A 21,414-nucleotide genomic window follows, 5' to 3' on the forward strand; every position below is an offset into this window, starting at 1 on the left:
AAGCGTGAACAGGTCAAGAAAACAACAGACGAGGCGGCGAAGCGCCGTCACTTTCGGAATTATCTGTTTAAATCGACCTCCGACAATGCTGCCAACACCGCAAGCCTTTCCCCCGGAGCCAACAGCCTGAACTTCTCCCGCCACCGTGCGGCCTTGTGCTTGATGCGTCGCCGGTCTTCATAGTCATCACCCGCGAAAGCGGAAGAAAATAACGGCACCACTGCGGGATCATAGTTCATCCAAAGCTTTTCAGTTCGAACACCACCGCGTGTCATCACCTGAAATTCTGTTGTATGCCAATCAGGTAACATTTCATCGTAAAGCGCGGAAGGATATCCCGATAACATAACATTCGCTGGCACTCGGCGCAGGCATTGCAGCAGTTGCACATGGTCAGCCCGCGTATATTCGCTTCGATACTTTGCGTTACTGGTGCGCGTCTCCGCAAGATATGGCGGGTCTGCATAAATCAGCACCTTCCCCAACTCCCCATAAGCCAGTTGATTTAATTCCGTAACCGCATCTGACACGGAAATCATCAGATCATCAGCCAAGCCATCAAGAAAATCAGGATTACCCTGGCAAAAAGCCTCTATCGTAATGACGTCAATATCAAAACCAATGTTAAGCGCTGCGGGCGGCTTCCTCAGCATAATGGCACCACCACCTAAATGAGTCTCAACGTAGGTATCGTGCACCGGCATCAGTGATATTATTTTCTGATAAGCGCCGCTGGCCGCCTTGCTCCCTAAATACCCCATGATTCACCCCCATAAAAAATAACTGCAGTACGGTCATTTCTGACCACCGAATAATTGGCCAGCATGGTCATTTTTGGCCGCCCTGCTGCCTTGCTGAATTCGCCAGCTTATAAACACGACTCATTAAACTGCTCTTAATCTCTTCATCACTGCGGCCAGCACCCCTGATAGCGCCGTCGGCCTGGGCCCGCCAGCGCTTACCGTTCAACGTTAAAATCTCACCAGCCGCCAGCTTATTGGCCTCAAGCTCAGTGATGCTCAGACCGCAACTTTCAGCAAAATCCAACAACGCCGCCGCACGTCCCGGGGCTACTGAAGCAACTCCCTGAACAGCCGAACGCGGCTTTTTACTCAGTGACACAAGATTTTCATTAAACGCCCGGCGTTGCTTACGGGTCATTTTGTCAAAATCAACGCCATCCCAAATATTGGCGTCGGTAACCACTGCTGGCGGTACCACATGGTCACCTCTGACCGTGCTCGATACGGCCATTTTTTTCAGCTTTCGCGGCTCCCGCGTACAGTTATTGACAGAACTCCAAGGGGCGGCGGGGCCGCCTGATAAGGCCAGATCAAAACCCACGACAACACCTTTAACGGCCTCTTCTTTCGCTTTCGGGACTATCTGATAAGTGGTGGTACGGGTGAAGATAACCGACGAGGCCGGATCAAATGGCGAGTACACACCAGTCACATGACTGACGTCATCACCGTAGTCATTGCCGTTTTCAGTCACTTCATAATTGAGGCGCACACGAAGAAGATCGCGGGGAACCAGAGGACCACCCTGAGCGGTGACATAACCCGCCCAGTTATATTCACCTGCGGCAACCTGTGCGGCGACGATTTCAGGGAAAAGCCAAAGGTCACGATCACGCAACCGACCCAACTCACGATAAACGGTGACCGGCGCACCGCCGATCTGCTGGAACTGTCTGATGTTCCAGCGCGAGGCCCACGCGCTGACGCGTGCAGACATCTCCGTCAGAAGTTCCCCGGTTTCATCATCCATTTCATCTTCCATCCCATGCGCATCGATATTTTTAGAGATGTATTTCGCGATATAGCCGGTCGCCGATCCGAAAGCCTCGTCAATCGGGATGTGCTTGAAGCGGTTTTCTTCCGCCCCTTTCTCATTGCCGTCAACTTTCAGGGCATATTTACGGAAAATTGCGCGTGCCTTTTCTACCTGATCAGGCTTGAAGAAAAGTAGCGCGTGCCAGTGTGGAGTACCATCATGGTGTGGCTCAGTGACACGGAAACCGAAAGTACGGATGCCTTCCCGCTTCCATTTAGCGCGAACCTTCGCCCATACGTTGCAGAGGTAACGCTGAGTTTCGCGAGGGCTGGCCCCGTTATATTTATTATTCCGCCTGCCGCTCTGCTGCATGGAATGGAATTTCGATGGAGCGGTGAGGGTATAGAACTCACCAACCAGACCATCAGCTTTCGCCAGGTCCTCAAACCCACGCATACGCGCCATTAGTTCAGCACGGCGAATATTTTTGTTAGCGACACTCCCATTAACTTTGTCAGCCAGTGATATACGATCACCGGTTTCCTTGTCCTCAAGCTCCATTGCGTTGATATATTCGCGGTTCGCTTTCTTCTGCGCGGTCCATTCCTTGAGGCATGGCTCACTACAATAAGGTTTCGCTTTAACGTGAACGTACCCAGCGGCGATCATCAGATGTTCACGCCACTGGTCATGCAAACGACGCAGGCGGCGCAGCCACCATGCCGGGGATTCGATACGTGCAACGCAACGTAACGCATCGTCAGCCGTCAGCTCCTCTTTGCAGTACGCACGCCAGCCCGGAGCCGTCATGTTGAGATGCGTGATAAGCCAACCTGCCCGGCCATAGCCAGATATGATCGCAAACTCATAATCACCATGGCGTGCAACTTGATGATCAGACTCACGCATAAACTCAGCTGTCAGACAGTAGGCCAAGCGATATGCCAGCGTCTTCAACTCACGTTTACCTGCCCACGGAATGCGGCGCAGCTCGTCACGCAAGGGTATAAGCGCCATAGGCAACGTATCTAACGGCAGGTATTTTTCATTAACGCCATCAACGCGAGGAAGAACAAAACGCCCAAAGGTATTTTTCAACCAACTGGACGCTTTCTTATTCCCCTGATTTTTTTCAACATTGCTTAATTTTTGGTCATAGTAACGGCGGATATACTGCGGCAACGAATCCAGACGGCGGCGTAGTAAACGGACTTCCGAATCCCCAGCTTTTTTCTGTCCGTCATAATCAAAAAGGGAAATGCTGCGCTTTTCGCCGTCCAGGTTGCGGTAACGAATTACGGAAGGTGAGCGATCAAGCTCTTCAAAATTATATTGGCGCGGTGCGTTCCATGCGAAAGCCCCGGCAGGCTCAGGGAGCATACCGGGGAACGGTGGTGGAGGGGATGGAGCTACTCGCCCGCGAGTGTGATCAGACATTTGTCTGCACCTTCCCGGCCAGCATTGCAGCCCGGATGAAGTCAGTGGCCGCTACAGCGTTAAGGGCGTTTCCGTATCCTTCGATTCGGCCACGGCGATTGCGGCTTGCCATTCTGACCATAGGGGACTTGCTTCGTCCCATACCGCCGGCAAACCCTGGAGCCAGCGGGGTAGTGCCGGATTCAATTGGCCGCCACTTTCCGTCCCGGCAAAATAGCCAGTCAGCTCCAGACCAGAAGCCGATAAGCGGCTCAAATCCGCCATGAATGCCTGATAATCCAGAAGGTCGTTCCTTAATTTCCCATCCTTGCGAATCAGACTTTTGGTTAAGTCTGCACTCCCCGATTTCCAATCCCTGGCGGTGGGAGCCGCCCATCCCGCCAATAGCACAACGGTCTGAAGGTTTGCTGTACCGCTCCTCCCCTGATGCCCCGCCCCAGCTATATTCCTCGCCATTGGCGCAGGCCATCCAGTAAGCACGTTCTCTGACGATCGGAGCACCGACGCCCGCTGCCGCAAACGGCACAAGCCCGAAGGAGTAGTCCAGGGCTTCCAAGTCAGCTTGTACAAGATCGAACCACTCATTAGCTCCGCCAACCTGCTCACCAAAGCATCGGAAAGGGCTGCACTGTTTAAACAGGTGGTAGAAGGCCGGCCAAAGGTGCCGCTCGTCAGCAAACCCTTTTCCTTTGCCTGCCGCGCTGAAAGGTTGGCAAGGGCAAGATGCTGTCCAGACTGGCCTGTTATCTGGCCAACCGGCAGATCGGAGCGCGTGGCTCCAGACACCGATTCCGGCGAAAAAATGGCACTGAGTGAATCCACGGAGGTCGTTTGCTGTGACATCTTCAATACTCCTTTCGTCAACAATGCCCGGGGCGATTTCACCGGCGTCAATCAGGTTGCGCAGCCACTGTGCTGCAAATGGGTTGATTTCGTTGTAATAGGCGGTCATGCAGTGGCCTCTACACCACGGCTCACCGCTAAAATCTCAGCCGCTTTCTTCCCGGCACCGGCGGCAACGCCAACACTGCGAAACGTAGTTATGCTGTTCAGGCTGAAACCTGCATACGCCTCGCGGGTAAACTCTGTGTCACTATTCGAAACCACAACCGGATAGCCCTGGCTACGCAGCTGTTCAAGATGCGCAGCAAGCTCAATCTGTTCAGGGCGGCCAAAACGGGCTGTGTGGTACTGGGAGAAAGTGCCGTCATATGGTGAATCGCTGTAGATCACGTCACCGGCCTGAACCATTGCGAGGGTTTCGGCGAAACCGGCACAGACGAACGTCGCCCGGCCAGCCTTTTCAGCAAAGGCGCGGATCTCGTTTTCAGGAAAATATGGTTTCGCGATTTGTTCGAACGGAGTGTTGTAGCCACCGCTGAGGTTGTAGCGGCAAACACCACGATAACCGTGGCGGTTCAGATACAGGAAGTAGACAGCGCGATACAGCAGTGTGAGCGCTGGCTCGTTATTGAACTCGGCGCGGATAGCCTTGTAACACTCGGCTGTTTTATTCTGCGCGAACACCTTTGCGGCCAGCGCGATGAAGGCGTTTTCATGCTGCTTAATCTGGAGGTACATGTTAATCAGATCAGCGTTGATATCCGCAACGAGGTACGCCGGATAATCGGTGTTCATCATTACGGCACATGAACCAGCAAACGGCTCAACAAGGCGATCACCGGCTGGCAGATGTTTTTTTAGCTCGGTCATCACTTTGACCTTGCTACCTACCCATTTCAAAATGGTTTTATTCATTGGTTACTGCCTTTTAGGTGGGCTGCACGGCGCTCAATAAGCGACTGGCAGAAAACGCAGGTAGTGACGCCGAAAATAGCAGCGCGACGAACCTCAGGAATTGGCTCCCCGCACTCTTCGCAGAAAAAAGCGCTGGGCTGCGTTGGTAGCTGCCGGGCGCTGTTGATTTGACGCGCCAGCGTTTCCGCCTGGCGCTCCTGCTCTAAATCCATTTCGTCAGCCATCAGTGCAGCGCCTCCGCTTCACCCTCAAAACGCAGGGCTTCTTTCATCAGCAGCGCAACGACATCTGACGTAGGAAGTTCTTTTTTAGCGATATGGATAGCCAGGGCGTTCAGGCGGATTGAAACAGAGAGGGCTTTTGCCTTCTGACCTTCGGTATTGGCCTTCGTGAACAGCGCAGCCATAGCAGCTTCTGCATTGGCTTCGATCAAACGGCTTTCTAGATTTTTCATGTGTAGTCTCCTGAAAATGGACAATAAGAATCCCGGCGCAAATAAAGCGCCTGTTTTCACAGCTGTGGTTTAAATCAGAATCCGGCGGCGTTATTTACATTGCTGCGCGGTATTTCGGCATCATCGGCGCGATAATCTTCCAGCGATGCTGGCGTTACGTTCCGGGGATTTTTTAAGGCTTCCTCTTCACCCGGCGGGCTGTAAGGAATTTTATTAGCCAGTTTCTTTATTTCTTTCATACCGCGTATAACGGTTAATTTTTCTTTTGCCGTGAGCTGGTCATAATTTAAAGAAACGTGCTTTTCGGATAGTTTTTCCATCACCTGCGGTGAACGGGTTGCAAGGGAGTTACCCAGCACAAAAACAACTTTGCGTTCTGCCATATTCAGCTTATTAAATGCCAGTGCCATCTTGCTCCCGCCACGCATTTCATCAACTTTCTTGTGAAACGCCTCAAGGTGAGGCCGCGCTATTGCGGCGTGTGGGTTAACCGCCCCAAGACCTCCCGCAATAATCCGCATAACCATCACCTCTAATCGTTGCTTATCAGGCGCACCACTCGCAAATGATGCCTCGGATAAGTGCCGGATTTTTATCCATGCCCGGCGCATGGTGTGTTATCTTCGTTTTGTTCGCCAACACGACCAAGAGCAGCGAACAAAACAGACCAACATAAGGACTACACATGCAACTTAATCACACCGACTGCTTTAAAGTATTATTTGAACATGTAAAAAATGTCGCCTCTTCATTAGATATAAAATACTCGTCAATTGATGACTTGGACGGTTATGTTACATATCGCGCCCTTAACATCCTTAAACTTGACCTGTTACTGATAGAACATAGAAATCAATACGATCCAGATAGATTTTTTCTTTTCGGTAATAACGCATTACATCACTACTTGTTTGAGAAAAAAAACACCTCTTATCTTGACGCCAAAAAACTAAGCCTACATGAAGCTATGATTATTATGGCTGAAGACATTAACGCCCTAACTATCCCCCCAGAGTTGATTAATTTTCTTAAAAGAGAATTTAATTTTAATAAACCAGACAGTGAATCCATCCCTGAAGATAAGCGTGTTATCCAAGATTGTGAGTGGAACAGAGCGATAGCGGAAAAACTGCTTTCATAATCTCTTCGTTCTTACGCTGTAGTTGAGCTTCAATTTCATCAGCTCTTGCCCGCAGCTCTTGGGGTTTCCCGATTTTTTGGCTGCGGGTATCAAGTTCAATAATCAAACTGCCTAAATACTCTATAAGTTCTTTATCAGTTAAACCATTCGAAAAAACCACTGGGCGACCGCCTTCCAATGCTTTTTTAATCTGGTCAGTTAAGATTTCTACAGACATAATTCCCCCGTTATATTCCCATCAGGCGCACCACTCGCAAATGATGCCTCGGATAGGCCCGGCGCTGAGCGCCGGTGTATTACCAGCTACCCGGAATTGGGTAGTTACCGCAGCTGACTTTAGAGATCAGCCGTTCAACTTCTTCATAGGCCTCATTGTCTCCAGCGGCGTTCGCCACTGTCTGCAAACCCTCAAGACCTACGCTCAGACGAAATGCATGATCTGCGGTAGACGTTTCACGCACATGTGGCGCAATAGCCGTAGCCGCTTTTAAATTCATAATTTTATGGTGGAATGCATTTAGCAGGTTATCCGCCAGTGTCCGGTATTGTTCGCGCATGATTCTATTTCCGTAATTTGATTATTTTGCTGTGCGTTTCATTTTTGCCCTGCGGCAGTAATCACGGATCATTAACTGGATACTTTCAATTACGCCGTAAGCGACTGCGCACAATGAAACAATAAAAATAATATCGTCACTCGTCAGTGGTCGTGACATTTGTAATTTCCGAAGTAGGAATAAACCCGGTTAATTTAATGAGCCACTTTTCCTGGTCAGCACACAGCTGGTCGATGATATTTATCGCCTCAGCCTGCGCGAAGTCCTGACCAAAATAGTTGCCGTCCTTTGTCACGATGTAGCGGTGACGCGGGAACAATGGTGACCGTGGCGCACGTGAGATAGAGAATCCACGATACAAAGAAAGGTGCTTATGCACTTCAACCAACTGATGCGCCATCATCACCACCTTAATTAAGTCCCAACCAAAGCAACCAGGCATCGCGTTGTTCGGTCGGTCGGCTGTAATATGCATCCCGCATTGCACGATTAAATTCAGGGAGATAGACCATTTTCTCCCCGGCACGCGCTGTAGGGTTTTCCGGGTTCCGCCATTCGATCAACGGCAGTTTGTTACTTTCAGCCATCGCTTTGATAGCGCTGGTCGGCTTGCCGATCATTTCTCCGAAGCGCTGGTATGTAACAGCGTCGATCAGACTCTTGACCTCTGAAACATCACTAATTGCAGCCATCGTGTTAATCTCCTGTGTTGGGTTCCAACTGCTTCTAACTGCTTCCTACTGCTTATAGCTGCGGTTGGGTTAGCTAAAACTGATTGATACCGTGCAAGGTATCTTTAGGCTGATTAAATACTCTGGAAAGTATCATGTCAAGCGACTACCGAGAAAAATTAAGATTAATCCGTAAAGCTGAGGGTCTGACTCAGGCTGCTGTAGCAGAAGAAACGGGGATTGCGCTGAGTTCTATAAGAAATTATGAATCTGGTGGGGTCGCAGTCGGGCTTAAGGTAATTGAGAAATTTTTAGCCATGACTCGATTTCAAAAATACACACTCTGGCTAATGACAGGGCAGACGGCTCCAGAATCAGGCCAGATAGCACCGAAAGGTGCTGAAGAGATAACCTCCGAGGACGATATAGCGTCTGCTACTAAAGAGCAGACAAGCTAATCTTTTCAACCTTTGAGGAAGAAACATGAAACGGAACTATGGACAGAAACTTAGAGCAATCAGGATGGCAGAGGGACTGACCCAACCGCAGATGGCTCAAGCAACCGGAATAAGTCTGGGGGCAATAAAAAATTATGAGACTCAGGGGGTCGATATTGGCCTATCGATCATTAACCGTATTCTTGATGTCGAACGATTTCAGAAATACGCGCTGTGGCTGATGATCGGCAAAACTTCTGAGGCAGCCGGACAAATAGCTCCGGCTCTCTCACACAGTGGGTCAGAGAAAACAGAATCACCCCAATTAACAGACAGGGCTGGTTAGGGTTACATTCAGCCTGGCTTTTAAGCCACGGCACCACAGCGAACGAAGAAGCAGCAACACCATCCATCAGGAGGCTCACCAAATGAGCATTAAAACCCTTGATGATGGTCGATACGAAGTGGACATAAGACCGGTTGGCCGCGATGGAAAACGCATCCGCCGGAAGTTTGACAGAAAGTCAGAGGCGAGAGCCTTTGAAATGCACGTAATAGCGACTGCAAGCAAACGGGAAGAGTGGCACGCACCGAAGGCGGAGAGGCGCAAGCTGACCGATCTGGTAGCTGACTGGTTTGAAGTTTATGGCTCAACCATCCCAACCGGGATTATCGAAAGGAGGCATCTTCTTAAGACCGCTGCGCACCTGGGCAACCCGATGGCTAATGCTCTGACAACAAAGCAGCTTCAGCAAATGCGCATCACGCGGCTGAATGAAGGGATCACGGCTTCCACGATTAATCGTGACATGTACCGCCTGAGCGGCCTGTTTAAGACGTTAATTAAGATGGGGGAGTACAAAGAGCCGAACCCTATTGAGAAACTGCCAGTTCTCAAGCAGGTTGCTCCTGAGGTCACTTTCTTAATGCCCGATCAGATAAACCGCCTGCTGGCCGTTCTGAATGGTGACGAAAGAAAGGTGGCACTGCTGTGCCTTAGCACAGGTGCAAGATGGAGTGAGGCTTCGAACCTGGGGGCCATGCAAGTGCGCATGCAAAGGGTAAGTTATGTTGCGACCAAAAACGGAAAAAATCGGGTAGTGCCGATTTCTGAAGAACTGGAAAAACTCATTAAGACTAAAGCAACCGGTAAGCTGTTTAAAGTTGATTATGAAAACTTCCGGATCAAGCTGAGGACTGTAGTACCTGACCTGCCACGCGGCCAGGCAACACATGTACTCCGGCATACGTTCGCCAGCCATTTCATGATCAACGGTGGCAACATCGTGACATTGAGAGATATTCTGGGACACGCGGGTATTCAGCAAACCCTGATATACGCCCACTTTTCCCCTGATTTCCTTCAGCACGCGGTGACGTTGAACCCATTGCGCGGCGGCATTGAAAAGGCGTACTAAGCAGCAGTGCCATTTTATTAATAGAGTTTTGAAGGTGAGGTCATTTCGTGATGCCAGGAGTGACCACATCGCGACCACATTCCAGATGGTTGCAACTGGTTCTAACTGCTTTAAACTTTTATAAGTGGCTGAATCAGAAAGGATAGTGACGTAAGTCACTGAAAAAAAACCCCCTCTTCATGAGGGGGGAAGACAGGGATACGTCTATGGCAAGGAAAAACAGGGATACTATGTTACTGGGTACTGCCGGTACTGCTTGCTGCCTGCAGCGGTGAAGCCTGCTGCATGTTCGTTAGCCGGCGCATTTCATCAAAGCGCTGCTGATGTTTCTGTTCTAAAACGTCCTGCTGCTGAGGCGTTAACAGGTGATACATCTGGTTGCGAACCCGAGCCATCTCGATTTGGCGCGCTACCTCTGCCTGTGAAATTTTTTCCGCCTGAGCCTTGTAGGCCGCTTCATCAAATTTATCTGCAATAATCAGTTCGTGCAGTCGCTCTAAATCGTTAATACTTATAGGAGAACGATCGTGTCGTGCCTGCTGCATCAGATCTCGTAGCTGCTGACGCTGCTGTTCCGTGAGGTTGATGCCATCAAACATATGACTCTGCGGAACCTGCCTCAGTGTACGGTTTGCTCCGTCATCCTGATGCATCTCGTCAGTCGTCGCGACGTTGTCAGCCCATGCGGCGGAGAGAGTGAACATCAGCGCCGGAACAACAACGACGGCGGTAACTTTGCGCATCGTTTACTCCCAGGTTTGTTTCCGTATTTCGATTCAACGAGAATGAGTCTACGGTGCCTGCTGCAAACATGCGTCAGGGGGTGTAAAACTACGTAAAGTCATGGATTGAGCGCATTCGTTCACGGTATTTTGCCTGCGGAGGGCAATAAAAAATGAATAAGATCCTGTTGGTTGACGATGACCGCGAATTGACTTCGCTACTGAAAGAATTGCTTGAAATGGAAGGATTCAATGTCCTGGTGGCCGGTGACGGCGAACAGGCACTGGCGCTACTGGACAGCACTGTCGATCTATTATTACTTGATGTGATGATGCCGAAGAAAAACGGTATCGATACCCTGAAAGAACTGCGTCAGCAGCACCAGACGCCGGTCATTATGTTAACCGCACGTGGTAGTGAACTGGACCGTGTCCTTGGTCTCGAACTGGGCGCAGATGACTATCTGCCGAAACCGTTTAACGACCGCGAACTGGTTGCCCGTATTCGTGCCATTTTGCGTCGTTCTAACTGGAGTGAACAGCAGCAACAGCACGACAACAGCTCACCCACGCTGGAAGTGGATTTACTGCGCCTGAACCCGGGTCGTCAGGAAGCCAGTTTCGATGAGGTCACGCTGGATTTAACAGGAACGGAATTCACGTTGCTCTACCTGCTGGCACAGCATTTGGGCCAGGTCGTATCCCGTGAACATCTCAGCCAGGAAGTTCTCGGCAAGCGACTGACACCGTTTGACCGGGCAATTGATATGCATATCTCTAACCTGCGGCGTAAGCTGCCGGAGCGCAGAGACGGCCATCCGTGGTTTAAAACGCTGCGTGGCCGGGGATATCTGATGGTGTCTGCTACATGATATCCAGCCTGACCACCCGCATCTTTGCCATTTTTTGGCTGACTCTGGCACTGGTATTGATGCTGGTGTTAATGCTGCCCAAGCTCGATTCCCGTCAGATGACGCCGCTGCTGGATAATGAGCAACGGCAGGGGATTATGATTGAGCAGCACGTTGAAGCGGAGCTGAGTCAGGATCCGCCCAATGACTTAATGTGGTGGCGCAGACTATTCCGCGCCATCGATAAATGGGCTCCGCCCGGTCAACGCCTGCTGCTGGTCACCAGCGAAGGGCGTGTGATTGGCGCTCAGCATAACGAAATGCAAGTGATCCGTAACTTTATCGGCCAGTCCGATAATGCCGATCATCCGCAGAAGAAAAAATATGGCCGACTTGAGATGGTCGGGCCATTTTCCATACGCGACGGAGAAGATAACTATCAGCTGTATCTGATCCGTCCGGCAGGCAGTTCGCAGCTCGATTTTATTAATCTGCTGTTTGACCGCCCGCTGCTACTGCTGATTGTCACGATGCTGATCAGTTCACCGCTGCTGTTGTGGCTGGCATGGAGCCTGGCGAAACCCGCACGTAAGCTTAAACATGCTGCCGATGATGTTGCGGCGGGCAATCTGCGTCAGCGGCCTGAACTGGAATCCGGACCGCAGGAGTTTCTGGCCGCGGGTGCCAGTTTTAATCAGATGGTCAGTGCGCTGGAACGTATGATGAACTCTCAGCAGCGGCTGCTGTCCGATATCTCTCACGAATTACGCACCCCGTTGACACGCTTGCAGCTGGCGACCGCGTTGATGCGCCGTCGTCATGGTGAAGGCAAAGAGCTGGGACGGATTGAGATGGAGGCACAGCGTCTGGATGGCATGATCAACGATTTGCTGGTGCTATCCCGCACTCAGCATACCAATGCGCTGGTCAGTGAAGCCATTAAAGCTAACCACTTGTGGTCCGATGTTCTGGAAGATGCACGCTTTGAAGCGGAACAGATGGGGAAAACACTGGAGGTGCCTTATCCACCCGGTCCGTGGCCGCTGTACGGGAACCCCAGTGCGCTCGAAAGTGCGTTGGAAAATATCGTTCGCAACGCGCTTCGCTATTCACACAGCAAGATTTCCGTCAGTTTTGCCGTGGATAAACAGGGTATCACCGTGCATGTGGATGATGATGGGCCTGGTGTCAGCCAGGAAGATCGCGAACAGATTTTCCGTCCGTTCTATCGAACTGATGAAGCACGCGATCGTGAATCCGGCGGCACAGGTTTGGGCCTGGCCATTGTTGATAATGCTATTCAGCAGCATCGCGGCTGGGTCAAAGCTGACGACAGCCCGTTGGGTGGATTGCGTCTGACACTCTGGCTACCGCTGTATACCACTCAGCGTGAATAATTTGCTATCCTTCGGCCCTCGTTCCTGAGGGCCGTAACATGCTAAATATCGTTTTATTTGAACCCGAAATTCCGCCGAACACCGGCAATATCATTCGTTTGTGCGCCAATACGGGCTTTAAACTGCACTTAATCGGTCCGCTCGGTTTCGCCTGGGATGACAAACGGCTACGCCGTGCCGGGCTGGATTATCATGAGTTCACCGCCATTACCCATCATGAGAGCTATGCGGCATTTGCGGCCTCAGAAGCCCCACAGCGCATGTTTGCCCTAACGACCAAGGGAACACCTGCCCACAGCGCTGTCAGCTATCAGGCGGGGGATTACCTGCTGTTTGGACCTGAAACACGTGGCCTGCCCGCGACCATTCTCGATGCACTTCCTGCGCAGCAAAAAATCCGCATCCCAATGATGCCGGATAGCCGCAGCATGAATCTCTCGAACGCAGTGTCGGTGGTGGTTTATGAGGCGTGGCGGCAGCTGGATTACGCAGGGGCACTGCTGAGGAATTAAGCCGGGCGAGGCATGCGAAATGTGATGGCTGTACGTAGGGGTCGGGCATGCCCGACCCGCTGTCAGATCCCGTCGCCGAATTCGAAGCCTGGCACCATGCCATTGAAATGCTGATCCATATCCATCGACGGCTTATCGCTGCCCGGCTTGCCGACAATACGTGCCGGCACGCCAGCGGCAGTGGTATGCGGCGGTACGGGCTGTAACACCACAGAACCCGCCCCAATTTTTGCTCCACGCCCGACTTCAATATTGCCGAGGATCTTGGCACCCGCACCGATCATCACCCCTTCGCGGATCTTAGGATGACGATCACCACTGGTTTTGCCCGTACCGCCCAGGGTGACTGACTGCAGGATCGATACGTCATCTTCAATGACTGCCGTCTCACCGACAACGATCCCGGTGGCGTGGTCGAGCATGATGCCACGGCCAATTTTCGCTGCCGGATGAATATCGACAGCAAAAGAAACAGACACCTCGTTTTGCAGGTAAACCGCCAGTGCACGACGACCTTCGTTCCATAACCAGTGGCCAATACGATAAGCCTGCAACGCATGGAAGCCTTTCAGGTACAAAAGCGGCGTCGAGTACTTGTCGATCGCCGGGTCGCGCTGACGTACCGCCTGAATGTCACAGGCAGCAGAGATGATCATCGAGGGGTCCTGACGATAGGCATCCTGAATGACTTCACGGATGGCGATCGCTGGCATGATTGGGTTTGCCAGCTTATTGGCCAGCATATAGCTCAGAGCGCTACCCAGATCGTCATGTTTGAGTAGAGTGGCGTGGTAAAAACTGGCCAGCATTGGTTCACAGTCGGCCAGCGCACGCGCTTCCGTTTTAATGTTATCCCAGATCAGTTCAGGTTCTACACACGGCATGGCTCTCTCCCCATTAAAAATGGCGTCCGGTCAGACGCCACAGGCTACAACACGCTCAGTTCAGCTCCCGCTGTTTTCGTCCTTCCTTGTGCGGCCGAGCAGATTTAATGCTGCCTCGCGCGCATCTTTTCCGCAATAGAGCACCTGATAAATTTGCTCGGTGATCGGCATCTCCACGCCATAACGCGCGGCCAACGCCTTCACTTCTTTGGTATTGCGGAAACCTTCCACGACCTGGCCGATAGTTTGCTGTGCACCTTCAACATCAGCACCCTGCCCCAGCATCATGCCAAAACGACGGTTACGCGACTGGTTATCGGTACAAGTCAGCACCAGATCGCCCAGCCCGGCCATGCCCATAAAGGTGGTGGGATCGGCACCCAGTGCAGCACCCAGGCGGCTCATTTCAGCAAGGCCTCGGGTAATCAACGCGGTACGCGCATTGGCACCAAAACCAATACCGTCCGACATGCCAGCACCGATAGCGATGACGTTTTTCACGGCTCCGCCCAGCTGCACGCCGATAAAATCAGGATTATTATATACGCGGAAGCTTTTGCCACAGTGCAATAGCTGCTGCAAATCATCAGCAAACACGACGTCTGTTGCCGCCAGTGCAATCGCCGTAGGCAGACCTGCTGCCAGCTCTTTGGCGAAAGTCGGGCCTGAAATGACAGCCAGTGGAATGGTATCGCCCAGGATCTCACGCGCCACATCTTGCAGCAACCGCCCGGTTTCTTTCTCCAGACCTTTCGTCGCCCAGACCAGGCGAGAATCCGCACGCAGGTGTGGCTTGATCTGCTTGAGCACATCGCCAAACACATGGCTGGGAACCACTACCAACAGATCGCGGCTGGCGGATATTGCAGCGGCAAGGTCGGTTTCGAGGCGAAGGGTATCCGGGAAAGGAACATCGGGAAGGAAAGCGGTATTACAACGGTCAGCCTGCAACTGCGCCTGATGCTGGGGATTATGACCCCACAACACCACTTCGTGGCCGTTACGGGCCATCGTAATCGCCAAAGCGGTGCCGTACGAGCCGGCACCGATTACGCTCATGGATGCATGAGGGCTATCCATTAAGCATCCTGCTGAGGCGCTGCACCTTCTGACTGCTGCAGGTAGTTCATAAACAGCGCGTCAAAGTTAACCGGAGCAAGATTCAGCTGCGGGAAGGTGCCACGTGATACCAGGCTGGTGATGCACTCACGCGCATACGGGAACAGAATGTTCGGGCAGTATGCACCCAGGCAATGTGCCATCTGGTTTCCTTCGATACCACCGATAGAGAAGATACCTGCCTGCTGTACTTCGCACAGGAACGCGGAATCTTCGCCAACAGTTGCGGTAACCGTCACGCGCAGCACGACTTCATACACATCGTCAGCCAGTTGGCTGGAGGCAGTGTCGAGATCCAGTTTAACTTCCGGTTCCCATTCTTTCTGGAAAACCTGCGGTGCGTTTGGCGCTTCAAAAGAGATATCTTTAGTGTAGATACGTTGGATCTGGAAAGACATCTCGGTGTTGTTCTGTTCTGACATGGTACGTAATCCTATAGGTTAATAATCCGTTACTGTGCTGCAGCAATAGTCAGGCAATATGCGCCATAATGCGCAGCCTTTCCTTATTTTAACAACGGGCTAAGGCCGTCACGACTTTCAAGTGCAAAGAGATCGTCGCAGCCGCCGATGTGCTGTGCACCAATAAAAATCTGTGGAACAGTCGTCCGGCCGCTACGTTTTATCATTTCTTCACGCAGGGAAGCATCCCCATCAATTGGGATTTCCTTAAAAGTCACCCCTTTCTGACTCAGCAGTGCTTTAGCACGATGGCAGAAAGGACAGGTTGCTTTGGTGTAGATCTCAACGTTTGTCATGCCAGAACTCCTGTAGTTTATTTACCGCGAACCAGCGGCAGGTTATCGCCACTCCAGCCGGACACGCCATCTTTCAGCACGTAGACCCGCTCGAAGCCTGCTGCATTCAGCTTGGTGGCTGATTCAGATGCAGAAGTCCCGGTTGCACACACGACGATCACTGGCTGTGCTTTATATTTTTCAAGCTCGCCGAAGCTGCTTTTTTTAATATCTGCAGCCAGTACATTCATCGCGTTAGAAATATGGCCCTTGCGGTAATCATCGCGCCCACGCACGTCCACTACCACGGCTTCTTCTTTGTTAATTAAACGGGTTGCTTCACCACGACTAATCACTTTTACTTTGGAGAACATGCCCTTAACGGTGGTCACGATCACCAGAACCAGCAAAACAACCCACGCCAGACCTAAAATTGTGTGATTGCCTGCGAACTGCATAATATCTTGCATGAGGGGTAACAACTCCCGAAAGGGTTAATAAGCTAAAAATAAGGCTTCTGAGTATACCTGCCAGGAGTGTCATGTACAGTCGAGAAGGCCTTCAGAGTTATGATTTCTGCGCCAGTTTACAAAAAAAAGTTGCCTTAAGTGAAAACGGCTATCCTGTGATGACACTGCGGCGAAGTTAAGCGGTGAAATGTTGCGCAATGGGGATTTCTGTCGCGCTGCGTTATGCGCTCGTTTCAGCCGCTTCTGGGCAATTATTCCCACAGGCAGAAGGTCGGGCCTGTTACTGACAGAAATAGAAAACCACTCAGAGATGGCTGGTAAGCTGCTGTTCATCGTGGAATAATCCACGGATATGAGGGAAAAAGCGACAGTGTTACATCCAAGGACCCCGCGTCATTCATCGGCTGTTGTTCAGCCGTTACGCGCAAGCTTGTCCGCCCTGACCGTCAGTGCGCTTTGCACCGGCGCATTGTTGTTCTCTTTTTCCGCGCTGGCCGCCGAAGATAACAAATCACAACTGCAAACCATTCAACAAGATATTGCCGCTAAAGAGAAAAGCGTGCAGTTGCAGAAACAGCAACGAAATCAGTTGCTCGAGCAGCTACAAAGTCAGGAAAAAATTATTGCACAGGCCAGCCGTCAACTGCGTGAAACGCAGGGCAGCCTGACCACGCTCAATAAAGACATCACCAGCCTCACTGCCTCGATTAGCAAACTTCAGCAACAGCAAAAGCAGCAGGAAGCGATCCTTGCGCAACAGCTGGATGCGGCATTTCGTCAGGGGCAGCATAACGGATTACAGCTTGTTCTGAGTGGCGAAGAGAGCCAGCGCAGTGAACGTATGCTGGCCTACTTTGGTTATCTCAACGACGCCCGGCAAAAATCAATCGAAGCGCTGAAGCAGACCCGCAACGACCTGTCGGCGCAAAAAACCAGCCTGATCGATAAACAAGCTCAGCAAAAATCACTGTTAGACCAGCAACAAAGCCAGCAGCAAAAGCTTGAAGGCGCTCGCCAGGCGCGCAAGAAAACCCTGACAACGCTGGAATCTTCGCTGGAGAAAGATCAGGCACAGCTCGTTGAGTTACGGCAGAACGAAAGCCGCCTGCGCGACAAAATCGCCAAAGCCGAGCAGGAAGCCAAAGCCCGGGCAGAGCGTGAAGCCCGTGAGGCAGAAAAAGTTCGTCAGCGAGAAGCACAGGCGAAAAGCAAAGGCAGCACCTACAAACCGACCGACAGTGAACGCTCACTGATGTCGCGCACTGGCGGTCTGGGTCAGCCCGCAGGGCGGGCCGTTTGGCCGGTACGGGGCAATATTGAACACCGGTTTGGCGAACAGCTGCAGGGTGAGTTGCGCTGGAAAGGACTGGTGATTGATGCGCCTGAAGGCACCGAAGTCAAAGCGATTGCCGATGGCCGTGTATTAATGGCTGACTGGCTTCAGGGCTACGGCCTGGTGGTCGTGGTTGAGCACGGTAAAGGCGACATGAGTTTATATGGCTACAATCAGAGTGCGCTGGTCACCGTCGGAACCCAGGTGCGTGCAGGTCAGCCTATCGCGCTGGTCGGCACCAGCGGTGGCCGCGGTACGCCGTCGCTCTATTTTGAAATCCGCCGTCAGGGACGAGCAGTCAATCCACAACCGTGGTTAGGAAGATAGTTTTGTTTCAACCTCGAAAACTCAGCGGCCTGCTGGTCGCACTGCTGTTATCCAGTCCGGTCTACGCCGGTAAGCTTTCGATTGTCATTGATGACTTTGGCTATCGGCCGGCTCAGGAAAATCAGGTATTGCAGATGCCTGCGGCTATTTCAGTCGCCGTGCTGCCTAATGCACCCCATGCACGCGAAATGGCCACTAAAGCCCACCAGCGTGGCCACGAGGTACTGATCCACCTGCCGATGGCCCCTCTCAGTAAACAGCCGCTGGAAAAAGATACTCTGCGTCCGGATATGTCGGCTGAAGAGATCGCACGTATTATTCGTGAAGCCGCGGCGGATGTCCCGTTTGCCGTTGGTCTCAACAACCATATGGGCAGCGCGATGACCTCCAGCCTGCCAGGGATGCAGAAAGTGATGCAGGTGCTCGATCACTATAATTTCTACTTCCTCGACAGTATGACCATCGCTAACAGTCAGTCGACCCACGCCGCAGCGGGTACCAGCGTGAAAGTGATCAAGCGCAGGGTATTTTTGGACGATACCCAGAATGAAGCTGATATACGTAAACAGTTTACCCGCGCAGTGCGGCTGGCCCAGCGTGATGGCTCAGCGATTGCGATTGGCCATCCCCATCCGGCAACCGTCAGAGTATTACAGCAGATGCTGCCCACTTTGCCCGCTGATATCACCCTGGTACGTCCCAGCCAGTTGCTTAACGAACCGCAGCGCGTGAACAATACGCCGCTGCCACCAGACAGCAAATCTCAGCCAGCCAGACCACGTAACCCATTCCACCCTGAGGGTATTTGTCGTGTGAAAGTAGCGCCAGTGCCGGCAACACGGGCGCTGGAAGTCGTGAGCGACAGCATCAGCAACAGCCCGTTATGGCAGGGTTTGAAGAAAAAACTGTCAGTGAAATTTAGCGGATAAGCGTGGAAGCACATGCGCGGTCAGACCTTCTGCTGAGGTCTGCCCACGCATCAAAATAGTTACGACCAATTCAGGATCACCTTCCCGGAGTGCCCGCTACGCATCTCATCAAATCCCTGCTGAAAGTCATCAACAGGATAGTGATGGGTGATCACGGGTGTCAGGTCAAGGCCAGACTGTAGCAATGCCGCCATTTTGTACCAGGTTTCAAACATCTCCCGCCCATAGATCCCTTTAATAAACAGCCCCTTAAAAATCACCTGATTCCAGTCAATGGACATGGATGACGGCGGAATACCCAACATGGCAATACGCCCACCGTGATTCATCACCTCCAGCATGGAACTGAACGCCGCAGGAACACCGGACATTTCCAGGCCAACATCGAATCCTTCCGTCATCCCCAGATCATTCATCACCTGCGACAGGTTTTCCTCGCTGACATTCACCGCTCGCGTAACTCCCATCTGACGCGCCAGTGCCAGACGGTACTCATTCACATCAGTGATCACCACATAACGCGCCCCAACATGACGGCAGATAGCAGCAGCCATGATGCCAATCGGTCCAGCACCGGTAATCAGCACATCCTCACCAACCAGATCGAATGACAGTGCGGTGTGCACAGCATTGCCAAAGGGGTCAAAAATAGCGGCCATATCATCAGAGATATTATCGGGAATTTTGAACGCATTGACCGCCGGGATCACCAGATACTCGGCAAAACATCCCTGACGGTTAACACCCACGCCTACGGCATTCCGACACAGATGCGTACGTCCACCCCGGCAGTTACGGCAATGCCCGCAGGTGATGTGCCCCTCGCCGGAGACACGATCGCCGATGCTAAAACCTGCGACTTCCTGCCCAATGGCCACCACATCTCCCACGTACTCATGGCCGGTGATCATCGGTACCGGGATGGTTTTTTGCGACCACGCATCCCAGTTGTAAATATGGACATCGGTGCCACAGATCGCCGTTTTGCGGATTTTGATCAGCACATCGTTATGGCCGGGTTCCGGGATTGGCGCATCGTCGATCATCCAGATGCCGGGCCGGGGGTGCAGTTTTGCTAATGCTTTCATGGTGTTTCTCCCTGGGGGATCACACGCAGTTCCTGGCCCACCCGGCGGAAGGCTGCGACCGCACGTTCTAACTGAGCCGGGGTATGAGCCGCAGAGATTTGCGTGCGAATGCGTGCCTGACCTTTAGGCACAACGGGATAACAGAAACCCGTGACATAAATCCCCTCCTGCTGTAATCGGGCGGCAAACGTCTGTGCCAGCCGCGCATCGCCCAGCATCACCGGAATAATCGCGTGGTCGGCCCCGGCCAGCGTAAAACCTGCTGCGCTCAAAGCTGTACGAAAATAGCTGACGTTTTCCCACAACCGCTGACGCAGTCCCTGTCCGTCAGCCAGCATCGTCAGTACCTGCCGGGAAGCCGCCACAATGGACGGTGCCAGTGAGTTTGAAAACAGATAAGGCCGCGAGCGCTGCCGCAGCCATTCAACCACCTCTTTTTTCGCGGCGGTATACCCACCGGAAGCCCCACCCAGTGCTTTGCCTAACGTGCCGGTAATAATATCAACCCGCCCCATCACGCCACAGTGTTCATGACTTCCTCGTCCAAGGTGCCCGACAAATCCGACAGCATGAGAGTCATCAACCATCACCAGCGCCTGATAACGATCTGCCAAATCGCAAATACCTGCCAGGTTTGCGATCACCCCATCCATAGAAAACACACCATCGGTGGCGATCAGAATATGGCGGGCACCTTCAGAACGGGCCTGCTCCAAACAGGCTGCCAGTTCAGTCATATCATTATTGGCATAACGGTAACGCCGGGCTTTACACAGGCGAATACCGTCAATAATCGAGGCATGATTTAACGCATCAGAAATCACCGCATCTTCAGGCCCCAACAGCGTTTCAAACAGACCGCCGTTGGCATCAAAGCAGGAAGAGTAGAGAATGGCATCATCCATCCCGAGAAACTCTGCCAGCGCCCCTTCCAGCTGCCGGTGGCTGTCCTGGGTGCCACAAATAAAGCGCACGGAGGCCATACCGAACCCATGACTGTCCATACCTGCTTTTGCGGCAGCAATCAGAGCGGGATGATTCGCCAGCCCCAGGTAGTTATTGGCGCAAAAGTTCAGCACTTCACTGCCATCAGCCAGCATAATGGCCGCCTGCTGCGCGCTGACGATTTGCCGCTCCCGTTTAAACAGTCCCTCACTTTCAGCGCTGATAAGTTGCTCATTAATCTGCTGATAGAATTTCTGATTCACCTTTATCCTCCCAGTTAGATTTTTTGCGATACAGATAACTGAAAGTGAAGCACATGGCTGTTCATATACGCGGAATAATCTGCTTTTTGCCACATAAATCACGGAAAACACCCCCGACACGCCCTCTCCCCCCCCGCCTCTGGCTGTCGACTTCGCGATGAGATGTTATGATATGGGCCATTAGCG

General features: G+C 52.2%; 28 protein-coding genes. 9 read left to right on the plus strand and 19 right to left on the minus strand.

Features of this window, described 5'->3' with window-relative positions; all coding sequences use genetic code 11:
- Positions 1 to 59: 59 nt before the first annotated feature.
- The 7 genes from LJN55_RS22680 to LJN55_RS22710 all read right to left on the minus strand — a co-directional run bounded on the left by LJN55_RS22680 (position 60) and on the right by LJN55_RS22710 (position 5,949).
- Positions 60 to 761, minus strand: coding sequence for a DNA adenine methylase (locus LJN55_RS22680; RefSeq protein ID WP_227535369.1), 702 nt, complete (start codon positions 759 to 761; stop codon positions 60 to 62).
- A gap of 67 nt (positions 762 to 828) precedes the next feature.
- Positions 829 to 3,216 (minus strand): replication endonuclease, encoded by a 2,388-nt coding sequence (locus LJN55_RS22685; protein ID WP_227535370.1) that lies wholly within the window; start codon positions 3,214 to 3,216, stop codon positions 829 to 831.
- A complete protein-coding gene (locus tag LJN55_RS22690; protein ID WP_227535371.1) occupies positions 3,209 to 4,168 on the minus strand; it encodes a DNA cytosine methyltransferase in 960 nt (319 codons plus the stop codon). The genes LJN55_RS22685 and LJN55_RS22690 overlap by 8 nt, the downstream gene beginning before the upstream one ends.
- Positions 4,165 to 4,974, minus strand: coding sequence for a Dam family site-specific DNA-(adenine-N6)-methyltransferase (locus tag LJN55_RS22695; protein WP_227535372.1), 810 nt, complete (start codon positions 4,972 to 4,974; stop codon positions 4,165 to 4,167). The genes LJN55_RS22690 and LJN55_RS22695 overlap by 4 nt, the downstream gene beginning before the upstream one ends.
- Entirely contained in the window at positions 4,971 to 5,198 is a 228-nt protein-coding gene (locus LJN55_RS22700; RefSeq protein WP_227535374.1) for a TraR/DksA family transcriptional regulator, read from the minus strand. Before LJN55_RS22700 ends, LJN55_RS22695 begins: the two co-directional genes overlap by 4 nt.
- Positions 5,198 to 5,428, minus strand: a complete 231-nt coding sequence (locus LJN55_RS22705) for a DUF2732 family protein (protein ID WP_227535375.1) — start codon at positions 5,426 to 5,428, stop codon at positions 5,198 to 5,200. Before LJN55_RS22705 ends, LJN55_RS22700 begins: the two co-directional genes overlap by 1 nt.
- A 74-nt stretch (positions 5,429 to 5,502) precedes the next feature.
- Positions 5,503 to 5,949 (minus strand): hypothetical protein, encoded by a 447-nt coding sequence (locus LJN55_RS22710; protein ID WP_227535376.1) that lies wholly within the window; start codon positions 5,947 to 5,949, stop codon positions 5,503 to 5,505.
- Positions 5,950 to 6,113: 164 nt separating this feature from the next.
- Here LJN55_RS22710 and LJN55_RS22715 point away from each other — a divergent pair, with 164 nt between their 5' ends.
- On the plus strand, positions 6,114 to 6,569 hold the full coding sequence (locus LJN55_RS22715) for an ECs1072 family phage-associated protein (RefSeq protein WP_227535377.1): 456 nt from the start codon (positions 6,114 to 6,116) through the stop codon (positions 6,567 to 6,569).
- On the opposite strand, the gene LJN55_RS22720 is transcribed toward LJN55_RS22715, so the two are convergent.
- The 4 genes from LJN55_RS22720 to LJN55_RS22735 form a co-directional block, all read right to left on the minus strand.
- Positions 6,517 to 6,786, minus strand: a complete 270-nt coding sequence (locus LJN55_RS22720; RefSeq protein ID WP_227535378.1) for a hypothetical protein — start codon at positions 6,784 to 6,786, stop codon at positions 6,517 to 6,519. The genes LJN55_RS22715 and LJN55_RS22720 overlap by 53 nt on opposite strands.
- Positions 6,787 to 6,865: 79 nt before the next feature.
- On the minus strand, positions 6,866 to 7,126 hold the full coding sequence (locus LJN55_RS22725) for a hypothetical protein (protein WP_133846413.1): 261 nt from the start codon (positions 7,124 to 7,126) through the stop codon (positions 6,866 to 6,868).
- Positions 7,127 to 7,262: 136 nt separating this feature from the next.
- Complete coding sequence (locus LJN55_RS22730; RefSeq protein ID WP_133846414.1) at positions 7,263 to 7,529, minus strand: hypothetical protein; 267 nt, start codon at positions 7,527 to 7,529, stop codon at positions 7,263 to 7,265.
- 7 nt (positions 7,530 to 7,536) lie between these two features.
- Entirely contained in the window at positions 7,537 to 7,818 is a 282-nt protein-coding gene (locus tag LJN55_RS22735) for a Cox family DNA-binding protein (protein ID WP_227535379.1), read from the minus strand.
- Positions 7,819 to 7,952: 134 nt separating this feature from the next.
- Between LJN55_RS22735 and LJN55_RS22740 the strand changes: the two genes are divergently transcribed.
- The 3 genes from LJN55_RS22740 to LJN55_RS22750 all read left to right on the plus strand — a co-directional run bounded on the left by LJN55_RS22740 (position 7,953) and on the right by LJN55_RS22750 (position 9,652).
- Positions 7,953 to 8,255 carry a helix-turn-helix domain-containing protein gene (locus LJN55_RS22740; protein WP_227535380.1) on the plus strand — a complete coding sequence of 101 codons (303 nt, stop codon included), beginning with the start codon at positions 7,953 to 7,955 and terminating at the stop codon, positions 8,253 to 8,255.
- Positions 8,256 to 8,280: 25 nt separating this feature from the next.
- Entirely contained in the window at positions 8,281 to 8,580 is a 300-nt protein-coding gene (locus LJN55_RS22745; protein WP_227535381.1) for a helix-turn-helix domain-containing protein, read from the plus strand.
- 82 nt (positions 8,581 to 8,662) lie between these two features.
- Positions 8,663 to 9,652, plus strand: a complete 990-nt coding sequence (locus LJN55_RS22750) for a phage integrase (RefSeq protein ID WP_200643434.1) — start codon at positions 8,663 to 8,665, stop codon at positions 9,650 to 9,652.
- A gap of 233 nt (positions 9,653 to 9,885) precedes the next feature.
- Here LJN55_RS22750 and cpxP read toward each other — a convergent pair whose 3' ends face one another.
- Positions 9,886 to 10,395, minus strand: a complete 510-nt coding sequence (cpxP, locus tag LJN55_RS22755; protein ID WP_133846419.1) for a cell-envelope stress modulator CpxP — start codon at positions 10,393 to 10,395, stop codon at positions 9,886 to 9,888.
- 152 nt (positions 10,396 to 10,547) lie between these two features.
- Here cpxP and cpxR point away from each other — a divergent pair, with 152 nt between their 5' ends.
- Genes cpxR through trmL form a run of 3 tightly spaced genes read left to right on the plus strand, consistent with a single transcriptional unit; the run spans position 10,548 to position 13,134 of the window.
- Entirely contained in the window at positions 10,548 to 11,246 is a 699-nt protein-coding gene (cpxR, locus tag LJN55_RS22760) for an envelope stress response regulator transcription factor CpxR (protein ID WP_133846420.1), read from the plus strand.
- On the plus strand, positions 11,243 to 12,622 hold the full coding sequence (cpxA, locus tag LJN55_RS22765) for an envelope stress sensor histidine kinase CpxA (protein ID WP_133846421.1): 1,380 nt from the start codon (positions 11,243 to 11,245) through the stop codon (positions 12,620 to 12,622). The genes cpxR and cpxA overlap by 4 nt, the downstream gene beginning before the upstream one ends.
- 38 nt (positions 12,623 to 12,660) lie before the next feature.
- Entirely contained in the window at positions 12,661 to 13,134 is a 474-nt protein-coding gene (gene trmL / locus LJN55_RS22770) for a tRNA (uridine(34)/cytosine(34)/5-carboxymethylaminomethyluridine(34)-2'-O)-methyltransferase TrmL (protein WP_133846422.1), read from the plus strand.
- Positions 13,135 to 13,196: 62 nt separating this feature from the next.
- On the opposite strand, the gene cysE is transcribed toward trmL, so the two are convergent.
- From cysE to LJN55_RS22795, 5 genes are all read right to left on the minus strand, one after another.
- Complete coding sequence (gene cysE, locus LJN55_RS22775) at positions 13,197 to 14,018, minus strand: serine O-acetyltransferase (RefSeq protein WP_133846423.1); 822 nt, start codon at positions 14,016 to 14,018, stop codon at positions 13,197 to 13,199.
- Between the two features lie 60 nt (positions 14,019 to 14,078).
- The gene (gene gpsA, locus LJN55_RS22780; protein ID WP_133846424.1) at positions 14,079 to 15,098 is read right to left on the minus strand and encodes an NAD(P)H-dependent glycerol-3-phosphate dehydrogenase; all 1,020 of its coding nucleotides are present in this window, start codon (positions 15,096 to 15,098) and stop codon (positions 14,079 to 14,081) included.
- Positions 15,098 to 15,559 carry a protein-export chaperone SecB gene (gene secB / locus LJN55_RS22785; RefSeq protein WP_133846425.1) on the minus strand — a complete coding sequence of 154 codons (462 nt, stop codon included), beginning with the start codon at positions 15,557 to 15,559 and terminating at the stop codon, positions 15,098 to 15,100. The genes gpsA and secB overlap by 1 nt, the downstream gene beginning before the upstream one ends.
- An 83-nt stretch (positions 15,560 to 15,642) precedes the next feature.
- On the minus strand, positions 15,643 to 15,894 hold the full coding sequence (gene grxC, locus LJN55_RS22790) for a glutaredoxin 3 (RefSeq protein WP_133846426.1): 252 nt from the start codon (positions 15,892 to 15,894) through the stop codon (positions 15,643 to 15,645).
- A gap of 17 nt (positions 15,895 to 15,911) precedes the next feature.
- Positions 15,912 to 16,343, minus strand: a complete 432-nt coding sequence (locus LJN55_RS22795) for a rhodanese-like domain-containing protein (protein WP_133846427.1) — start codon at positions 16,341 to 16,343, stop codon at positions 15,912 to 15,914.
- A 352-nt stretch (positions 16,344 to 16,695) separates the two neighbouring features.
- On the opposite strand from LJN55_RS22795, the gene envC reads away from it, so the two are divergent.
- Both envC and LJN55_RS22805 read left to right on the plus strand, forming a co-directional pair.
- Complete coding sequence (gene envC, locus LJN55_RS22800) at positions 16,696 to 18,003, plus strand: murein hydrolase activator EnvC (protein WP_227535382.1); 1,308 nt, start codon at positions 16,696 to 16,698, stop codon at positions 18,001 to 18,003.
- A 2-nt stretch (positions 18,004 to 18,005) separates the two neighbouring features.
- Positions 18,006 to 18,932: a divergent polysaccharide deacetylase family protein gene (locus LJN55_RS22805; protein ID WP_227535383.1), complete on the plus strand. Its 927-nt coding sequence runs from the start codon at positions 18,006 to 18,008 to the stop codon at positions 18,930 to 18,932.
- 59 nt (positions 18,933 to 18,991) lie between these two features.
- Here the strand turns inward: LJN55_RS22805 and tdh are convergent, their stop codons facing one another.
- A complete protein-coding gene (gene tdh, locus LJN55_RS22810; protein WP_133846430.1) occupies positions 18,992 to 20,020 on the minus strand; it encodes an L-threonine 3-dehydrogenase in 1,029 nt (342 codons plus the stop codon).
- The gene (locus LJN55_RS22815; protein WP_159338318.1) at positions 20,017 to 21,228 is read right to left on the minus strand and encodes a glycine C-acetyltransferase; all 1,212 of its coding nucleotides are present in this window, start codon (positions 21,226 to 21,228) and stop codon (positions 20,017 to 20,019) included. The genes tdh and LJN55_RS22815 overlap by 4 nt, the downstream gene beginning before the upstream one ends.
- Positions 21,229 to 21,414: the final 186 nt, after the last annotated feature.

This window comes from Erwinia rhapontici (assembly GCF_020683125.1).
Classification (GTDB): domain Bacteria; phylum Pseudomonadota; class Gammaproteobacteria; order Enterobacterales; family Enterobacteriaceae; genus Erwinia; species Erwinia rhapontici.

Excerpts from the sequence above, each read along its gene's own strand:
- LJN55_RS22725 (WP_133846413.1), bottom strand. The coding sequence starts at position 7,126 with ATGCGCGAACAATACCGGACACTGGCGGATAACCTGCTAAATGCATTC.
- envC (WP_227535382.1), top strand. The coding sequence starts at position 16,696 with ATGAGGGAAAAAGCGACAGTGTTACATCCAAGGACCCCGCGTCATTCA.
- cpxP (WP_133846419.1), bottom strand. The coding sequence starts at position 10,395 with ATGCGCAAAGTTACCGCCGTCGTTGTTGTTCCGGCGCTGATGTTCACT.
- secB (WP_133846425.1), bottom strand. The coding sequence starts at position 15,559 with ATGTCAGAACAGAACAACACCGAGATGTCTTTCCAGATCCAACGTATC.
- LJN55_RS22715 (WP_227535377.1), top strand. The coding sequence starts at position 6,114 with ATGCAACTTAATCACACCGACTGCTTTAAAGTATTATTTGAACATGTA.
- LJN55_RS22745 (WP_227535381.1), top strand. The coding sequence starts at position 8,281 with ATGAAACGGAACTATGGACAGAAACTTAGAGCAATCAGGATGGCAGAG.
- LJN55_RS22695 (WP_227535372.1), bottom strand. The coding sequence starts at position 4,974 with ATGAATAAAACCATTTTGAAATGGGTAGGTAGCAAGGTCAAAGTGATG.
- gpsA (WP_133846424.1), bottom strand. The coding sequence starts at position 15,098 with ATGGATAGCCCTCATGCATCCATGAGCGTAATCGGTGCCGGCTCGTAC.
- LJN55_RS22680 (WP_227535369.1), bottom strand. The coding sequence starts at position 761 with ATGGGGTATTTAGGGAGCAAGGCGGCCAGCGGCGCTTATCAGAAAATA.
- LJN55_RS22735 (WP_227535379.1), bottom strand. The coding sequence starts at position 7,818 with ATGGCTGCAATTAGTGATGTTTCAGAGGTCAAGAGTCTGATCGACGCT.
- LJN55_RS22740 (WP_227535380.1), top strand. The coding sequence starts at position 7,953 with ATGTCAAGCGACTACCGAGAAAAATTAAGATTAATCCGTAAAGCTGAG.
- trmL (WP_133846422.1), top strand. The coding sequence starts at position 12,661 with ATGCTAAATATCGTTTTATTTGAACCCGAAATTCCGCCGAACACCGGC.
- cpxA (WP_133846421.1), top strand. The coding sequence starts at position 11,243 with ATGATATCCAGCCTGACCACCCGCATCTTTGCCATTTTTTGGCTGACT.
- LJN55_RS22730 (WP_133846414.1), bottom strand. The coding sequence starts at position 7,529 with ATGATGGCGCATCAGTTGGTTGAAGTGCATAAGCACCTTTCTTTGTAT.
- LJN55_RS22795 (WP_133846427.1), bottom strand. The coding sequence starts at position 16,343 with ATGCAAGATATTATGCAGTTCGCAGGCAATCACACAATTTTAGGTCTG.
- cysE (WP_133846423.1), bottom strand. The coding sequence starts at position 14,018 with ATGCCGTGTGTAGAACCTGAACTGATCTGGGATAACATTAAAACGGAA.
- cpxR (WP_133846420.1), top strand. The coding sequence starts at position 10,548 with ATGAATAAGATCCTGTTGGTTGACGATGACCGCGAATTGACTTCGCTA.
- tdh (WP_133846430.1), bottom strand. The coding sequence starts at position 20,020 with ATGAAAGCATTAGCAAAACTGCACCCCCGGCCCGGCATCTGGATGATC.
- LJN55_RS22690 (WP_227535371.1), bottom strand. The coding sequence starts at position 4,168 with ATGACCGCCTATTACAACGAAATCAACCCATTTGCAGCACAGTGGCTG.
- LJN55_RS22700 (WP_227535374.1), bottom strand. The coding sequence starts at position 5,198 with ATGGCTGACGAAATGGATTTAGAGCAGGAGCGCCAGGCGGAAACGCTG.
- LJN55_RS22750 (WP_200643434.1), top strand. The coding sequence starts at position 8,663 with ATGAGCATTAAAACCCTTGATGATGGTCGATACGAAGTGGACATAAGA.
- LJN55_RS22705 (WP_227535375.1), bottom strand. The coding sequence starts at position 5,428 with ATGAAAAATCTAGAAAGCCGTTTGATCGAAGCCAATGCAGAAGCTGCT.
- grxC (WP_133846426.1), bottom strand. The coding sequence starts at position 15,894 with ATGACAAACGTTGAGATCTACACCAAAGCAACCTGTCCTTTCTGCCAT.
- LJN55_RS22710 (WP_227535376.1), bottom strand. The coding sequence starts at position 5,949 with ATGCGGATTATTGCGGGAGGTCTTGGGGCGGTTAACCCACACGCCGCA.
- LJN55_RS22685 (WP_227535370.1), bottom strand. The coding sequence starts at position 3,216 with ATGTCTGATCACACTCGCGGGCGAGTAGCTCCATCCCCTCCACCACCG.
- LJN55_RS22720 (WP_227535378.1), bottom strand. The coding sequence starts at position 6,786 with ATGTCTGTAGAAATCTTAACTGACCAGATTAAAAAAGCATTGGAAGGC.